Source organism: Pseudoalteromonas sp. SR43-3 (assembly GCF_014163875.1).
GTDB classification, from domain to species: Bacteria; Pseudomonadota; Gammaproteobacteria; order Enterobacterales; family Alteromonadaceae; genus Pseudoalteromonas; species Pseudoalteromonas distincta.
On record NZ_JACJEC010000006.1, the window covers coordinates 181,083 to 197,564 of the forward strand.

The 16,482-nt window shown below is 38.0% G+C and carries 11 protein-coding genes, 10 tRNA genes and 1 pseudogene; 12 read left to right on the forward strand and 10 right to left on the reverse strand.

Going from position 1 to position 16,482, the window contains the following annotated elements:
* Positions 1-49: 49 nt before the first annotated feature.
* The 3 genes from H5088_RS10135 to H5088_RS10145 form a co-directional block, all read right to left on the reverse strand.
* Positions 50-125 (reverse strand) — tRNA-Glu (locus tag H5088_RS10135).
* 144 nt (positions 126-269) lie between these two features.
* Positions 270-345, reverse strand: a tRNA-Glu gene (locus tag H5088_RS10140).
* A gap of 37 nt (positions 346-382) precedes the next feature.
* Positions 383-458 (reverse strand) — tRNA-Ala (locus H5088_RS10145).
* Positions 459-1,584: 1,126 nt separating this feature from the next.
* Between H5088_RS10145 and H5088_RS10150 the strand changes: the two genes are divergently transcribed.
* From H5088_RS10150 to H5088_RS10185, 8 genes are all read left to right on the forward strand, one after another.
* Positions 1,585-1,660 (forward strand) — tRNA-Val (locus H5088_RS10150).
* A 152-nt stretch (positions 1,661-1,812) separates the two neighbouring features.
* Positions 1,813-1,888 (forward strand) — tRNA-Val (locus tag H5088_RS10155).
* A 50-nt stretch (positions 1,889-1,938) separates the two neighbouring features.
* A tRNA-Val gene (locus tag H5088_RS10160) sits at positions 1,939-2,014 on the forward strand.
* Between the two features lie 153 nt (positions 2,015-2,167).
* A tRNA-Val gene (locus H5088_RS10165) sits at positions 2,168-2,243 on the forward strand.
* Positions 2,244-2,291: 48 nt separating this feature from the next.
* Positions 2,292-2,367: transfer RNA gene (locus tag H5088_RS10170), tRNA-Val, on the forward strand.
* A gap of 32 nt (positions 2,368-2,399) precedes the next feature.
* Positions 2,400-2,475 (forward strand) — tRNA-Val (locus tag H5088_RS10175).
* 61 nt (positions 2,476-2,536) lie between these two features.
* Positions 2,537-2,612, forward strand: a tRNA-Val gene (locus H5088_RS10180).
* Positions 2,613-3,118: 506 nt separating this feature from the next.
* Positions 3,119-4,765, forward strand: a complete 1,647-nt coding sequence (locus H5088_RS10185) for a tetratricopeptide repeat-containing response regulator (protein WP_033020645.1) — start codon at positions 3,119-3,121, stop codon at positions 4,763-4,765.
* Positions 4,766-4,769: 4 nt separating this feature from the next.
* Here the strand turns inward: H5088_RS10185 and msrB are convergent, their stop codons facing one another.
* The 4 genes and pseudogenes from msrB to H5088_RS10205 form a co-directional block, all read right to left on the reverse strand.
* Positions 4,770-5,210: a peptide-methionine (R)-S-oxide reductase MsrB gene (gene msrB, locus H5088_RS10190; protein WP_024605441.1), complete on the reverse strand. Its 441-nt coding sequence runs from the start codon at positions 5,208-5,210 to the stop codon at positions 4,770-4,772.
* A gap of 147 nt (positions 5,211-5,357) precedes the next feature.
* The gene (locus H5088_RS10195; RefSeq protein WP_138489371.1) at positions 5,358-5,798 is read right to left on the reverse strand and encodes a hypothetical protein; all 441 of its coding nucleotides are present in this window, start codon (positions 5,796-5,798) and stop codon (positions 5,358-5,360) included.
* Positions 5,799-5,800: 2 nt separating this feature from the next.
* Positions 5,801-6,319: a DUF2919 domain-containing protein gene (locus H5088_RS10200; RefSeq protein WP_138489372.1), complete on the reverse strand. Its 519-nt coding sequence runs from the start codon at positions 6,317-6,319 to the stop codon at positions 5,801-5,803.
* 9 nt (positions 6,320-6,328) lie between these two features.
* Positions 6,329-7,204 (reverse strand): annotated as a pseudogene (locus H5088_RS10205) (helix-hairpin-helix domain-containing protein); the annotation flags it as partial.
* A 117-nt stretch (positions 7,205-7,321) separates the two neighbouring features.
* Here H5088_RS10205 and H5088_RS10210 point away from each other — a divergent pair.
* The 4 genes from H5088_RS10210 to H5088_RS10225 are packed head-to-tail and all read left to right on the forward strand — an operon-like array spanning position 7,322 to position 13,359.
* Positions 7,322-9,484 carry a hypothetical protein gene (locus H5088_RS10210; protein WP_182752805.1) on the forward strand — a complete coding sequence of 721 codons (2,163 nt, stop codon included), beginning with the start codon at positions 7,322-7,324 and terminating at the stop codon, positions 9,482-9,484.
* 1 nt (position 9,485) lies between these two features.
* Positions 9,486-11,468 (forward strand): hypothetical protein, encoded by a 1,983-nt coding sequence (locus tag H5088_RS10215; RefSeq protein ID WP_165744960.1) that lies wholly within the window; start codon positions 9,486-9,488, stop codon positions 11,466-11,468.
* A gap of 2 nt (positions 11,469-11,470) precedes the next feature.
* Entirely contained in the window at positions 11,471-11,998 is a 528-nt protein-coding gene (locus tag H5088_RS10220) for a hypothetical protein (RefSeq protein ID WP_165744959.1), read from the forward strand.
* Positions 11,998-13,359, forward strand: coding sequence for a site-specific integrase (locus H5088_RS10225; RefSeq protein WP_182671373.1), 1,362 nt, complete (start codon positions 11,998-12,000; stop codon positions 13,357-13,359). Before H5088_RS10220 ends, H5088_RS10225 begins: the two co-directional genes overlap by 1 nt.
* A gap of 552 nt (positions 13,360-13,911) precedes the next feature.
* Here the strand turns inward: H5088_RS10225 and H5088_RS10230 are convergent.
* The 3 genes from H5088_RS10230 to H5088_RS10240 all read right to left on the reverse strand — a co-directional run bounded on the left by H5088_RS10230 (position 13,912) and on the right by H5088_RS10240 (position 16,404).
* Entirely contained in the window at positions 13,912-14,361 is a 450-nt protein-coding gene (locus tag H5088_RS10230; protein WP_182671372.1) for an MbcA/ParS/Xre antitoxin family protein, read from the reverse strand.
* 88 nt (positions 14,362-14,449) lie between these two features.
* Positions 14,450-15,883: a DEAD/DEAH box helicase gene (locus H5088_RS10235; RefSeq protein ID WP_182671371.1), complete on the reverse strand. Its 1,434-nt coding sequence runs from the start codon at positions 15,881-15,883 to the stop codon at positions 14,450-14,452.
* A complete protein-coding gene (locus tag H5088_RS10240) occupies positions 15,880-16,404 on the reverse strand; it encodes a hypothetical protein (RefSeq protein ID WP_182671370.1) in 525 nt (174 codons plus the stop codon). Before H5088_RS10240 ends, H5088_RS10235 begins: the two co-directional genes overlap by 4 nt.
* Positions 16,405-16,482: the final 78 nt, after the last annotated feature.

The following is a 16,482-nucleotide window of genomic DNA, read 5'->3' on the forward strand; positions in this document are numbered from 1 at the left end:
CAGGCGAGCTTTCTTAATAACACTGCACTTCCCTATTAAAATAAGTAAGTGGCGTCCCCAAGGGGATTCGAACCCCTGTTACCGCCGTGAAAGGGCGGTGTCCTAGGCCTCTAGACGATGGGGACACATAAATGTGTCACTAGGACAGTTGATAAGTTTAACTCACATCATGAGCTTTAAGGTAATTACGTTTAATACAAGTAAAGACTCGAGCTTTAATTGTGACGCTATTTTCTCGGTAAAACCGCCTTTAACTAATAAAAGTTAAGTGGCGTCCCCAAGGGGATTCGAACCCCTGTTACCGCCGTGAAAGGGCGGTGTCCTAGGCCTCTAGACGATGGGGACACAGAAAACTGCTACCCTAGGACAAAACACTAATTTTTGGTGGAGCCATGCGGGATCGAACCGCAGACCTCTTCACTGCCAGCGAAGCGCTCTCCCAGCTGAGCTATGGCCCCAACTTAATCAACACCCACCGTGATAAACACATCGTGTATCGCTTAGTGCGGGGCGCATTCTATGCACCACCCAAAATAAAGTCAACAGTTTTTTACCTAGCTTTATTTAAATGGTTTAATTTTCAACAAACTGGCTATCAAGCGTGCTAAAAAATACAATTTGAATAAGATTCAAGCCCTACTGCTTATAATAACATCACTATATTGCAGCGAATACTCAATAGCCCCCACTCCCCCATTTAATGAAACAAAATTGCATCAAAGCAAAGGTATACATTTATATGCAAATTAAACTTATCTATAAACTACCAATTAAGGCCCCGCCAATCGCCTTAATCTTTTAAAAGTTACAATTGCTTATAATAACCAAAACTTAAATGTGGGTTTGAGAGTACCCGCAGCCTTTACTTGCTTAATAACCAGCGTAACTCGTACTAAAAAATTCGATTATTGTTTGAAGAGCATTTTTAAAAGAGCACTGTTACTTCGTAATTCTATGTATAAAACTTCAAGGCGCGCTGATCTTTGGTGGGTGAAGCGGAAGCTTTGCTCGGCTTTTACTTGGCCCACTAGTTTACAAACCTCGCGCCGCGATTTAATCGTCCCTAGATTGAACAAATTTGAATCCACAAAGGTCAACACGCCCTAGTTATATGTGATCTATTTAGTCTTAACCCGAAGCTAGTAGCGAGGAATACGTATTTACGAGATGGCTAGGTTGGCTTATAAAAATAAAGTAAGTACAAAAATAGAGTTTAGAATGCTGAAATAGCATTTATTTTGGGAAGTTTAGATTAAATTCATTTTTAAAGGACCGCTCTATTCACTAAATAACTCGCCCTAATATTAATCGATCTTGCTCATAATCATAAAAACGACTCCAGTAAAAAAACAATGAGTATCGTAAAACTAAATTTAAGGTTAATAAAATACAATTCCCTACTCACTTTTAGGTGCTTAATTGAACTGCAATATCAAATTTGATGATAAAATAGACTTCAACCATATCCTATTGTTTATAAAACCTTCATTCAGCACATTTTTATCATTCAAGTGTTGACACATTTCCAACTCTATCTATAATAGCGCCCCACAACAACGCAGCAATGCAATGTTGTTTAGATGTGGGTGATTAGCTCAGTTGGGAGAGCATCGCCCTTACAAGGCGAGGGTCACTGGTTCAAGTCCAGTATCACCCACCACTTTTTAGTTAAAGTGTTCACATCTAAATTCTATATGGGTCATAAGCTCAGTTAGAAAATAGAGAGCATTACCGCTACTAACAAGTAACGGCAAAGTTCACTGGTTAAAGTCCAGTACTATTTATTTAATAGTAGCGTTTTAAATTATATGTGGGTGATTAGCTCAGTTGGGAGAGCATCGCCCTTACAAGGCGAGGGTCACTGGTTCAAGTCCAGTATCACCCACCACATATAAAACCTATTACTATATTAATAGTCGTGTTTTAAAATTGTAATATGGGTCGTTAGCTCAGTTGGGAGAGCATCGCCCTTACAAGGCGAGGGTCACTGGTTCAAGTCCAGTACGACCCACCATTCCTAGAATGGTGCATATTACAAAAAAATCTAAATGGGTCGTTAGCTCAGTTAGAAAAAAGAGAGCATCACCGCTATTTACAAGTAACGGCGAGGTTCACTGGTTAAAGTCCAGTACTATTTATTTTAATAGTAGAGTTTTAATTTATATGTGGGTGATTAGCTCAGTTGGGAGAGCATCGCCCTTACAAGGCGAGGGTCACTGGTTCAAGTCCAGTATCACCCACCACATATAAACCTATTATTATATCAATAGTCGCGTTTTAAAATTTAATATGGGTCGTTAGCTCAGTTGGGAGAGCATCGCCCTTACAAGGCGAGGGTCACTGGTTCAAGTCCAGTACGACCCACCATTCATAGAATGGTGCATATTAAAATGTAATTTGGGTGATTAGCTCAGTTGGGAGAGCATCGCCCTTACAAGGCGAGGGTCACTGGTTCAAGTCCAGTATCACCCACCAAATTACATCAAGCGGTTAATTGATAATAAAGAATTAAATAACAGGCATACCTATTATATGTGGGTGATTAGCTCAGTTGGGAGAGCATCGCCCTTACAAGGCGAGGGTCACTGGTTCAAGTCCAGTATCACCCACCACATATAAATACCATCAGATAACTTCTCTAGTAATAACTCTTTCTTTTCATATTAAATATATTTAAGAACTTTATAAAAACTCAATATAAAAATCGTATGTAATTAACTTAGTCGTAAGAAAAAGAGCATCACCACCCTTTACAAATAATGGCGAGGGTCACTGGTATCAAGCCAAGTAATCACCCACCACATATAAATACCATTAAACAATTTCTCTAGTAATAACTTTTTCCCATATTAAATACGTTTAACTCCTATTTTTACCTTAAATATATTTCATATTTTTATTAAAATCTAAATTACCATATCAAAGCACTCATCAAATATAGCGTTTCCATTTTACTTATTTAGTTTTTAATTATGCTATTCGGCTCAGTACTTTCGAAGTTAGATAAACGTATTAGACAAAGTTAAGTACCTAATAAATACAGCTATCATTTAAATTCCCTTGTAAGGAGTTAAACTGTTGATTATAGTCTGTGTTAAATACAATTACACTTAAGCCAATGCCAACTAAGATCTATTCAAAAGCCAAAATACTTATAGTAGAGGAGCAGCCACTTGCTCAAAGCTATATGAAACAATCGTTAGAAAGGCTTGGCTTTCGGCAGTTGCGCTTTGCTGATCATGCAAACTCTGCAAAAGAGCAGTGTTTAAGTGAAGAATTTGATCTAATAGTTTGCTCATTCAACTTAAACAAACACCAAGATGGCTACCAGCTTTATGAAGAGCTACGTGTTAAGCAGCTCATAAAAAGTTCGACTGGCTTTATTTTTATCTCAGCAGAAACAAGTGGCTCACTCGTTCATAGTGTTCTTGAGCTGCAGCCAGATGACTTTTTAGTTAAGCCTTTTACAGTACAAGAGCTTAAAACACGCATTGAACGAATCTTAAAGCGTAAACACGACTTACAAACAGTGTATTCATTAATTGATGATGGTAACGATTCAAAAGCTATTAAATTTATTGATACCGCTCTGGATAAAAAAAATAATAATTACAGTCCTATCCTACTTCGCTTAAAAGGCGATGCCCTACTTCGCTTAAAGCGTGCTCAAGATGCAAAAGACTTTTTTAAGTCTGTTCTCGATATTCAAAAATTTGCTTGGGCAAAAGTAGGTTTAGTAGAGGCACTTATAGCGAATAACGAACATATTTTGGCGCAGCGAATGCTCAAGACAATGTTAGAGCGCCAAGAAACTCGTTTAGTAGCCCTTGATTTGTTGGGCAGATTAGAAATAAAGCTAAATCAGTTTGAACTAGCACAAAGCTTTTTAAGTCAAGCAGCAGACATTGCACCGCGAAACATCACACGCCAAAAATCGTTAAGTAATGTGTCGCTAATTAATCACGACTACGAAAAAAGCTATTTAACTCAAAAAGATATAGCCACCTTTGCAAAGCACTCAATACACGACCACCCCGATGTATATTTAAATGCAGCACGTGCCGGTATCGACTTTGCGTTAACGACTGATCAAACTGATCAAATTCAACGAATTTCTAGACAAACAAATCAGTACATTAATGATTTAAAAAAACAGTTTCCTAATAATGCAAATCAAGCTCAAATTGATGTACTTAATGCACGACTTCATTACTTAAAAGACGAGCATCAAAAAGCGAAAAAGCTAATTGAGCAGCTTGATGACGACGATACTCATATCCGATCGGTTGATGGAGCACTTGATAAAGCAAAAGCATTTCATGAGCTGGGGTTTCATCAGAAGGCGCAAACCTTATTCACACAAATAATTAGCCACTGTGAAAGACACCCTGCAGTTAGCGACACAACTTACTTGCGTTATATTCAGCAGCAACAAAGTGAGCGACGCGATATTAAAATGGGTCCAAAAGAGCTTAATAACCATGCCGTTAATCAATTTAATAAAGGGCAGTTAAATACTGCGCTGGAAGCTTTTACGCAAGCATTTAGAGTAATGCCTCGCAATCAGAGTATTGCACTTAATTTATTACAGTGCCTATTTGATTCAACCAAGCAATCTGGCAGCTCATTTAATATGGATCTTGCTAGAAGATGCTACGCCCTTCTTGATAAAACTAAATTACAAGCAGATCAGACGCAGCGTTTAGATAAGATTTTACATATAGCAAAAGAAATGAATTTAGATATTCAAAGCGCTAGTAAATAAAATATTAGATCTTTTTCATTGCTGCGGCATTAACGCAATAACGTAAACCTGTTGGTAATGGGCCATCTGGAAAAATATGGCCTAAGTGCGAATCGCATACGTTACAAACCACCTCTATGCGCTCCATACCATGACTTGTATCGTTTACATAACCAATCGCTTCAATTGTTGCAGGTTGCGTAAATGACGGCCAACCAGTGCCACTATCAAACTTTTCATCGGCATCAAACAATAGATTATCACAGCAAATACACACATACTTGCCAGGTTCGAGTAATGTACAACTACCCGAGCTATCTGGGCGCTCTGTTCCTTTCTTACGTGTTACGTAATATTCATCTTCTGATAGTTGCATCCGCCACTGCTCGTCAGTTTTGACTACTTTTTTACTTGGGGTAGGATTGCCGTTGGTGGCAAAGTTAATAACATCATTCCACTTCAACATAATAGCCTCATTGAATAGTTGATTAACCGTACTTAATAAATTTATAAGAAGTACGGTTAATTATTACGTTATTTAATACACTAAAGATCAGCTAAAGAGTGTTGACCGTTTAAAACTAAAACTCGTTCAATTTTAAAGGTAATCTCCTCAGCTAAAGGTAATATTTTGTTTTTCTGAGTCGGTAAGTATTCGTTTAATAAAACTATCTAGCTCTGCTTTTTTTACAGGTAAACTAACACTCATTTGGCGCTCGTTATTACTGTAAATAATTAGCTCATCATCCTTTGTTGTTATGCGTTCAATACTCTCAATAACTAACCAATTTGGACCATGCTTTTTATCAAAAAATCCCATCAAACTAAAAAGTAGTAAATGTTGGGCATCTCGCTGAATAAAATCCTCTAGCCTATTTCTTGATTTAAATAAGGGCGTTAGCCTATAAACGCTTGAGCAAAAAACAAATACCCACAACCCAAATAGCGCTTTAAACCACATAGACTCTAAAAGCTCAGTGCTAATCATTAAAATAATAAGCACTAAGCCTATTAACGATATAGCTATCGCTATTTTTTTATTTACAGCGTCCACAACTAATCCCTTTTAAGTCGCTTTTTTTCTTCTGATGCTTTTTCTGTCGGCTCAGGCCAATCATTAAAAAAAACGGTTAAATAACGGCTTTTCACCAAATACCACAATACCCATAAAACAATCATCATTTGTACTGCTAAAAATGATGAAAATCGATAATGGCTATGCGCGGCTTGAATACTTAACCATGTTAAATCAACAACAGCACATACAATAAGGGGCCAGCGCATATGCCGCCATATTTTTGCTAACTTATCGCTCGCACTGTGTGAATCTCGTGGTCTGCGTAAACAAAATAAAATAGTCGGTATTATTGCGATACTTCCAATTGCTATTGCAATAAAAAAATCATTTTTATTTTTAAAAAATAACGACATTAAATCAAGTTCAGGCCTGCGACTTAAAGCCGCAATCACCCAAATAAAATAGCCACGTAATAGCACAAGCAAACTTAAATTAAATGCAATAGGAGTTCGGTAACTTCCGTACTTATCCCAGTATTCTGGACCGTATCGGCTCATTGTTGCGTCCTAACCATTATGCTTTTTAAGCAGCTCAATTAATTCATCTTCCGTGAGTATGTCGATACCTAAATCTTGGGCTTTAGTCAGTTTTGAACCCGCTTTTTCACCCGCGACTAACGCATCAGTTTTCGCTGATACGCTACCAGATACTTTAGCACCTAGCTGCTGTAAGCGTGCTTTTGCGTCATTACGATTAAGCGTATTTAGCGTACCAGTAAGTACATAAGTAAGCCCAGCAAGCGGTTGTTCTTCTTCAGAAGGTGCACTCAACGCTGGCCAGTTTACGCCTTGCTCTATAAGCGCATTAACAACTGCTAAATTATGCTCTTCATCAAAAAAGCCACGAACATGCGTTGCAACTATTTCGCCTACATCACTTACCTGCGTTAAACTATCAATGCTGGCATTTATTATATTTTCAAGGGTAAGGAAGTGATTAGCTAAATTTTGTGCTGTTGCCTCACCTGCTTCGCGAATACCTAATGAATATAAAAACTTAGCAAGCGTAGTGCCTTTCGCCTCTTCAAGGGCTGTTACTAAATTTTTGGCTGACTTAGGTCCCATGCGTTCAAGTGACTCAAAATGTCCTTGTTTTAAAATAAACAAATCAGCGGGTGTTTTTATAAGCTCTCTGTCTACCAGCTGATCAACAATTTTATCGCCAAGGCCGTCTATATCCAGCGCTTTGCGTGACGCAAAGTGTTTAATTGCTTGTTTGCGTTGTGCAGGACATACAAGCCCACCCGTACAACGAGCGACAGCTTCGCCTTCAACCTTTTCAACATGAGAGTCACAAATAGGACAAGTTACTGGAAATTCGATATCGCTGGCATCATCAGGGCGGCGCTCAAGTACAACTTGCGTTATTTGTGGGATTATTTCAAAGTGTCACTTTATATCATACATTTCAACTAGAATTAACCTACTCTATATATTTGACTTATACAATAATTGATACCATAGTTTTTCTAATTGAAATTTTCAAGTAGGGATTTTGGGATGTCAATCGAAGTAAAACTCAACTCGTTATCCGCCTCTCTATGCCCAGAGTCACACAGAGTGCTCGTTAAGTATGCCAGAAGTCGGGCGCGCCAAGGAAGGAACAACGTAATCAACTTAGTAGATACATACATTGGACTACTAGAATCCCCCATAAGAAATGGTGACGCTGCTGAACTAACAAAGGTTCTCGTATATATCCGCACACACCTGTGCCAAAACTACACAAACCATGTGGTTCTGACAAAACTCTCCGAAATTTACAACCTAATGTCACTATTAGTAAATAAAGGAATAATCACGGGCGACTTGCGCTTCCCTGAGAAGCCCAATTTTAACGCTAAATATAAAGTTTATAAGACTCAGGTAATTCCTACTAAGTATCTAAGCAAGATCAAGCCTAAAAAGTGCAGTGCTGACGAAGAATTCTACGATACGCTATCAAGAACCTGTTCTGCTAAAATAGTCGTGAGGTTAAAAGAGCATGTCTACAATTTCAAGATAGTAAAACACCACAGAGGTCCACTAAATGACTTTTTAAACTTTGTATATTTTGAGCACCAAAGATGGTACGAACATCCAAAGGTAATCGAAGGATCGCTACTTAAATTCAGGAACAACCTACTACGCAAGTTCTCCAGAAACTCTGCCTACGGAAAGTTTCAAAACGTAAAAAATGCCATTGAGGTCCTTAGGGACCATAATCTTATACCTAAGAATACAGACTTTCCAGACAACCTACGGAGGTGCACAAAAACCATGAAGGTTACAGTCAACAACCCTCTCCTATGTACCACTGACGTTTATGATGAACGAAAAAAAAACCTATTCAGAAACACACCTGATTTCATAAAAGAGCTAGCCGATGAACTTGACAGTAATCTAAAGCTCTTACTTAAAGAAGCAAGGAAAATAGTCTACGAAGCTTACCGAAAGTTTAAAGATCGTGACCTGATAATATCGAACAGTGAAAAGTCTGAATTCCTCAAGCATCCCGAGCTTCGAACATTGAAAACAGTCACTTCAAAAAATCATCGGGCATGGGAAAAAGAGTGCAATCCATTTTCAAGCGGAATTGCTTCAACCCCAAAAAGAGTAAGTAACCTTGTGGCTTACTTCGATCACTTTTATGACTGCTTCATAAATGGTACGGGGAAACACAACCTAGAAGGAATTAGATGTATAAATGAAGTTCAACAATACCTTGGATTAACAACTTCAGTAGCTTCCGCGATGCAAGTCATCATTGTTGAAGAGCTTGGTATCAACCCTTACTCGCTGTATAGGGTGAAAGTATATTCAGGTGGTCACGGGCATGAATTTATCCAAGTAACTGATGAAGGTTCTGTAAGACTCAGGGCCTTAAAGCCCCGAGCTAGACATGCTAAAACAAGAAAGGCTGAGGGGTCTTTACTCGATCTAAAAGATATCCCAGAACAGGATATTGATGCTGCGACCTGCCTAAAAATAGCACTTAGTATGACCTGTAGGGCGAGAGAAGTTACAAAACAAAGTGAGCTCTGGTTATGCTCTTCCAAAGATGGCGTCAAATACCGCACGCCTGGAGCCTTTCAAAATACATTAAAAACAATCAGAGCTAAGGCTGCAAAAAACAGCGACATATTAAATAATATCACACTAAAAAAAGTTCGCTCATCAAAAGGAGTTTGGATTTATTTAGACTCCAATGGTAACTCCTTAAAGGCCGCTAATTACTTTGGAAACACTGTAAAAACCACTCTTACAAGGTATATCCCTGATTACCTAGCTGAATTAGTGTATAGAGTAAAAATCAGAAACTTTCAGCACATCCTCTTGTTCATGGCTATAGCCTATGATGAATCACCAGAATACTCAATTGGGTTAACTATCGGAGAGTTTAGCGACCAAGTTACAAAAGCTTTCGACAATCCAGATATGGGGGGTTCTCTTTATGAGAGCCTTAAATCACAAGAGACAGAATATGAAACCTCTGAGGTTAAGTATTTTTGCGTATCATTTAAAAATATAGTGCTGGCATTGAAATATGCAAAGGATGGTAAAGAGCAAAGTCTTAAAGATGACTGTAGAGCTGCAATTTCTAAAATTTCTGAAGGTCCTCTCATCATGAAGCAACTTCTTAGACAAGCTGAGAAAAAACTTAACAGCATCGAAGAAGAGTGAAATGGAAAATACTGGATTACCCCCTTACAAAGAACTACATGACCCTAATAAATCAGCAACTATGAATAAGGTGGACAGCTACCCCAAACCCAGCTGGATGATGAATGAAAGTGTATTCGATACTACCTGGGTGATAGCAAAAACAGGGTATGCATTAGAAGATAACCAGAACCTTACTCGAAATCTTACTTTTGCCAGAGAGGTTTCTCACAACGAACTACTGACAGATAAAATCAACAAACCTTTACTTGAGGACGTAAGGAACAGCCTGCTCTACTTGAATACCAAAGGCAAGATAACAAGAGCTGAAAGAACCGGAGATATATTGAAAACTGCGTGTCACTTGATATTTCACGCAAATGAACTGCAAAAGCTAAAAAACCAGAAGCCTATAAGAACCTTGGCGGAAATCAGCTTTGAACACGTTAAAGATTATTTACTATCTTTCAAAGTAGAAAGGCTTGATTTTGATAAGTTATTGGAAATTATTCTAAATCACTGGAATTCAAAAGGCGATATAGATTGGGACTTACTAAAACGGTCAACAACACTTACAACCAGGCAGTTCGGAAGCCTAAAAAACAGGTTAATAAAATATTTAGAATGTAATCACGAAAAATTCCGCACTGAAATTGGTTATACAAAACATTACCCCAATGCTTACATTATTGAATTCGACGCAGATCGTGATTTAGTACCAAAAGCTAAAACCATATCAAACGAAATATCTAAACTTCACTGCCTTTACACAGCCAGACCTACTCAAAAGTACAAATTCAGGCACGCTGTACAGAAGCTCTTCTCAAGCGGGCACACCATTTTCAATGAAATGGTTGAACCCAAGAAAACCCCACTTATGCCAGTTGAAACGGCTCTTCATACACTGTCATCGGCACTCCACTTTATTCGCACTTATGGGCTAGCGTTGAGGGAATACCTTTCTTCGTTAAATAAGGAAGAGAGAGCCATAATAAACTCTAACGGAGCAAGAGAACATATTGATAATTTTATTAAATATCAACTTATGGCTTTTGAAAACACCTCGATACCTGCCGCCCTCAACGACCTAAATCTTACTTCATGGCGTCGTGAGAGTGAGAATTATAAAAACGATTTTAGCGACGGCATATCCGTAGCAACAGCTGTAAGGATATACATCGCCTCTATCTGGATACTTATCGCTAGTTTTTCTGCTGCCAGAACAACTTCACTTCTCACATTGAGACGCAATTGTTTTGTGCAATCACCAATAGATGGCTTATTTGATCTAATTTTGCGGATACCAAAAAGCTCAGAAAGATGGGAGCTTGAAGAGGTACACAGGCCAATCCCTGACCTAGTATATGATTACGGTTTAGAGTTTGCTGCATTTGTATGCGAAATTGAAGATAGACGTAGTTTAGTTTGTGACGATAAAGAATCGTACCTTTTTACTCGTACTCTCAATGCTCGTTCAAGCACCGCATCCACCTATACAAGAGAAACTAATGAACATCAAAAAGCACTTAGCAGAGACGCTCTAGACGATTGCTTAGATACATTTTTTGACTGGGTCGAGTCTCCAGTGATTGATGGAAAGAGATGGTACGCGAGAACACATCAATTTAGACGCTTCTTCGCAGTTCTATATTTCAATCTTACTGATGGAGAGGGGCTGGATGAACTCTCTTGGTTTCTGGGGCACGCCAGCTTAGACCAGACATTTCATTATGCTGAAATAGCTCCAACTGATGAATGGATTGAGGAAGCAGAGTTAGCTCTTGCTAGAATCGGAGCCTCTTTAAACAAACACATCAATGCTGATGAAGATATTCTCGCCATTGTTGATAAAGCTAGAAAAACATCGAATGTATCGACTGTAATAGAACCTCTTGTGCAAAAGCTAATTTCTGAACATAAAGAAAAAACCAACCAGGAAGTTCGCTTTTGTAGAATTGAAGGTGAGGAAGTTTTCTTTTATTTCTCTGGAAAAAAAGGATACTAATAATGTCTCAGTACAAGCCTGGAGAAACCTCAACTGAGGTAATAAACAAAAAGAACGACATTACCAAGTCAATTTTAAAGAAAGCCAATTTAATAGATGCAATTAAGTGTATTGATGATGTATACACATCCCTGAATATTAAAGGATATTCTATTGCGGAGTCAGCTGTTCACAAATGGAGCGATGATGAACTAGGCATCGTCTCATACTCATGGAATACAGCACACACCAAACACAACGCTCAGGCACTTAAAAAACTTCAAGCGGCGATCAAAAATGTAAATAAAAGACTCGCTGGAGGCCAAAAGGAATGTAAAAAGAGGCGGCAATATGAATCTACTGACGACACCACTGTTCAATTACGCAAAGAGAATGAAGAACTGAAAAATTCCTTAGCAGAAGTATATCGCGCTTACATGCATCTGATTGAAAGCTACCGAGAGGATAAGGTAATTGACGACGCCATTAGAAAACTAATCCTAGACCAAGCGCACATACTTGGAAAACAGCGTATTTGGGACGTTAAGTAATGTCGAAAGTTTTTATTGCCGACCAGCCTAACCTTGGTAGCATCTTAACTAGCAGCAGAATAGCTGAAAGGTCTAAATGCCAGGTCCCCCTGATTATAAAGGAAGGTGGCAGCTTTGATTGGAATGCGAACGCATTTCTTACCCATGTTGGAGGCGGCCCTAGAGTTTATAACGTAAAACCCCTTGCAACTACAGTTGTTAAAAAGGCATACAACTTAAATTTGTTCTGCTCTTTTCTAGAGCTAGAAAACACCAATATTTATGATGCGAATGATAGCACTCTCTATCACTTTGTTGAACACCTCAAAGACAGAGGTATATTTGACGACACAATAATAAAACACGTCAGGTTAGCTATTGAATACATAGTATATATATCTAACCGACAACCAGAGGTAATGTTAGCCAGCTGCGATAAAGATGACACTAAGAGTTACAAGGTAAACTATACGAAGAAGACTATAAAAAAAGGCCACATCGAAATACAATACTATACTCACCACTGCCTTGATGGCTTAATTCACATAAGTACTGATGTTGATTTCATTCGTGACCACGAGTTAGAGATGTGGCTTGATTCGATTAATTGCAACACGTTCCACCCCATTGTTGACGATTTTCTCCTAAGCAGATGGCAAGCATTCACCACTTTACTTGATATATCTGGCTCGAGAATTACCGAAATACATCAAATCACCAGATCAATGATTAAGGAAGCGGCCAAAGGCCTGCTTAGCAGCAAGCAGCACATCATTAGAAACATTCCTGTTGTGAAAGGTAAGTACAAAGGCAAAAAGCGCGAAGTTGAAACAACTCGGGACGATATCCAGATTCTACTTTGGCACATCGAAATGGTGGAAAATATATTTCCTGATATTAGCCACGATGCGATATTCGTTGACTCAAGGAACGGGAAGGCGCTCAAGGCCACATACTTAAAAAACTATGCTAAGAAAGTTATTAACGGAAGCAAATACTGCCGCCATCTCAGCCATGTTACCAACCACTCCTTCCGCCATAGGTTTATCACTCTAACAATAGCTAAGTCCATTAAAAAATTAGCTAAATCCGGAAGTTTTCATAACATTTTAACGGTTGCTGCAAATGCGTGCCGAAAAATCACTATGCACGCATCTACTGACACATTATCAACATACATTCACCTCGCCCATGAAACTAATCAACCTACTTCAAATCGAAATATAGAGGAAAACCAAGTATCAACTCAGGTTAAGATTAGAGTGAAACACATGCTCAAGGTTGCTGGCGCTCTAAACTCAAAAGAAATTAGTGAAAAGGAGGCTTTAGATTCTCTATTAATAACACTATCTGAGCTTCGTAAGTTTTCTACGCTTACTTAATGAGACTTAATCAATTCCAATTGGACATGTTAAGGATGTTTGGTCGTCGTATGCCAATATCCGGGTTACTTTACAAACTAGGAAACTCTACACTTTCAAAGTCACCAACTATGCTTCGGTAAATAGTGGGATCATTAAAATTAGCGACACTTTTACCTGTTAATATAGTTTCATAGCCATTTATAGTTATATTCCCAAATAGTTTTTAGTGCCATTAGATCCCCATTCGGAAGTTACGCCGATGCCTGTCGAATGTATGCCTTTGACCTGAAAGTAAGATTATATGTTGCTCTAGAAACAACCTCATCTTCTGCATTTCCAATACCATGGAGAAATAGAGACTAGCTAGCTTCATCACCAGCGATATCGGAGTTTTTCAAGGTTCAAAGACTATATCTGGAAAAAATGTGACTATCAGAGAAAATTTATCCATTAATAAGCTCATTAATTTCTAAAGTGATAACTTCTTGCAAAATCAAGCAATGAAGAGAGCTTCCCCTCAGGTATTGAAGTCTATTGATAGTGTGCTTCACGTCATAAGACACCTTCATTTTAGGCGTTATAGCCATACTTGAGTCTGTTTACGGTATTTTTAATTAATTCACGGCCAGCTATAGAATTCATAAACGTTAAAGGTTTTTTAGAGTCGAATTGGAGTGAAGGGGCGTTTAACCAAATATTAAAACGCTCTATATTTTCAAAGTAATCAAGACAAAAAGAGCAAATTTTTGCAATTTCAAATGCACTTTCACTCAAAGTGGTATTTAAAGACTTTAATTCTTTTTTATAGCGTACATATGAGCTGTTGCTAGTTCTAATAGCTGAAGAAAATACTCGTATATCCCAGCCTAACTCTATCCTTAGACGCTCAGCATTTTTGATATATACACCTTGATGTATAAAGTTAATTTGCTCTAGGTGACTTGAACTTTCACTGATCTTTCTATTGGTTAAAATCTCTATAAAGTCTATTTTTTTATGAATTTCAGAGAAGCTATACATAGCAACACCTTAAATTAAGTTATATTTCCTCGTGTAACTGAAATTGATGTTACCTGTAGAGGTCTACTTGAGGTAAATTCTAGCGTATTTACCGCAATTCACTTAACCCTAAAGCGATCGCTTCTTGTTGAAAACGGCCTGATATATTAATAATTCGCTCATAGGCACCGGTTAAAAAATGTTCCTCTGTCGCTTCAGGTCTATTGCTCATAACTGGCTGATCAAAAAAGTCAGCAAAGTTATCAAAATCAAACTGAGCTTTGGAGGTTTTTTTATTTTTCTTATTAAAGGTCATTTCACTTAAACCTTCATCTTCAGTAGGTTCTTCAGCAGTAGCTTTCATCTTTTCAAACTTAACTACATCAGCTTCAAATGGAACATCTTGATTAACTCTATACGCGTACTCTAAAAGCTTAGGTTCGGCAGGCATGTACATAATAGCTTCTTGGTTTTTAGAGTTTGTTACCCTCAGTATACGGCCCAATATTTGGCGATAATGCATTTCTGTTTTTATGTTTGTAAGGTGGCAGCAAACCTGCAAACGAGGGATATTTGTACCTTCGCTAATCATACCAACAGAAATAATCCACTTAGTTTGTGCATACCTAAACTGCTGAATAATACTTGTAGGTTCATTTTCTCGGTAGGTTACAACAGTGCTATCCTCGTCAAAGTGAGTTCGCATTAACATAGAGATTTGATGGGCATGCTCAACAGACGATGCAACAATCAACCCCGCTGCATCGGGGTTTATCAATCTAAATGAGATAAGCTTTTTTTGAGCGGAAGAAATTATGTATTTTATTACCGCTTCATTTTCAATAATTTCTTGATAAGAAACGCCAGAGTAGTTTAATAACGCTTTAAAGCAGTTAAATGTTTTGGTTTCAACGTCATCTACAACTGTAATATGGTTATTATCAACAGCTACTATTTTTGGAACCCGACACACATTATCTACAATAGCCTCTGAAAGCCCGTAAACGTAGTCACACGCTATTTTGTTGTTAGGCAGCTGGTAAGATGAAAGAACAATAGGTGCAGCATCAGAGCGCCAAGGAGTGCCTGTTAAGGCTAATGTGTACTGTGCTTTATTTTGAATGTTAAGTATTATCTGTTCACCCCATGCATTGGCATTGTCCATATTAGAGCCAGCACAATGATGAATTTCATCAAATATTACAAAAACACGATATCGTTCAAATAGCTGCCAAAAGTGCACATCTAAATACTGTAAGCTTTGATAGGTTAAAGCTCTACCTTTAGCGCCAATAAGCCCATCAAATCGTTCATTCGTTTTTAGCTGTAAGCTTTCCTTAAAGTCTTGAGAAACAATAGACGACGGTGAAAAACAAATGATTAAATCGACCATATTGTTTTTTAATAATTGATCGGCTAATTCTGAGGCCATTAAGGTTTTACCCGCCCCAGGAGTTGCCAAGGCTAAAAAGTGGCTATTGCCGCTCTGGTATTGTGTAAGCGCTAAATTAATACACTCGGTTTGCCATAGTCTTAGTTTCATATTTTCTCTATTTCTTCATTTTGCTTCAATAAGCCTTCAATCGCTCTAATCTTGCCAAGTATTCTTGTATTGTTGTCTCTCGCTTTGTTGTATTGTGGCTGAAGTTCATCTACCAGTTCGGGTGACTCCAAATAAAGCTCTTTATATGCCTCAGACTCCCCCATATTCAATAACAGCTCGGCTTTGTAATGGTTTAACTTACTAAGTAACAGCGCGTGTTTATCATCTGCCTTTTCTGTTGTTGCAATAGGTATGGCACTAGCTAAGTGAGTAATTGCCTCAACGTTAAAGCTCTTTGTTTTATTGAATCGTGTAAATCCTTTTTTATTTGATACCACCTTTTTCAACCAGCCTTTTTTAACAAGCTTGAGCAATTCAGCATATATATTTCGCCTAACGGCTGTAGGTACTAAAGAAGAATCACTTTTTAATGCTAAGTACGCCGAGCGGACATCACTTGTTGTAAAGTTATTAAAATTTGGTGCAACAATAATTTGAGCTACGAGAGGGTCAAATTTCAAAGTAAATCCTAATAAACTTCTTATAATAATGGGTATTATAGGGCGTGGTAGTTAAGCGCTCAACATGAAAATCTAATC

Coding starts and splice junctions, on each gene's coding strand:
- H5088_RS10200 (WP_138489372.1), bottom strand. CDS start 6,319: ATGAGCCGATACGGTCCAGAATACTGGGATAAGTACGGAAGTTACCGA.
- H5088_RS10235 (WP_182671371.1), bottom strand. CDS start 15,883: ATGAAACTAAGACTATGGCAAACCGAGTGTATTAATTTAGCGCTTACA.
- H5088_RS10185 (WP_033020645.1), top strand. CDS start 3,119: ATGCCAACTAAGATCTATTCAAAAGCCAAAATACTTATAGTAGAGGAG.
- H5088_RS10215 (WP_165744960.1), top strand. CDS start 9,486: ATGGAAAATACTGGATTACCCCCTTACAAAGAACTACATGACCCTAAT.
- H5088_RS10210 (WP_182752805.1), top strand. CDS start 7,322: ATGTCAATCGAAGTAAAACTCAACTCGTTATCCGCCTCTCTATGCCCA.
- H5088_RS10225 (WP_182671373.1), top strand. CDS start 11,998: ATGTCGAAAGTTTTTATTGCCGACCAGCCTAACCTTGGTAGCATCTTA.
- H5088_RS10220 (WP_165744959.1), top strand. CDS start 11,471: ATGTCTCAGTACAAGCCTGGAGAAACCTCAACTGAGGTAATAAACAAA.
- H5088_RS10230 (WP_182671372.1), bottom strand. CDS start 14,361: ATGTATAGCTTCTCTGAAATTCATAAAAAAATAGACTTTATAGAGATT.
- msrB (WP_024605441.1), bottom strand. CDS start 5,210: ATGTTGAAGTGGAATGATGTTATTAACTTTGCCACCAACGGCAATCCT.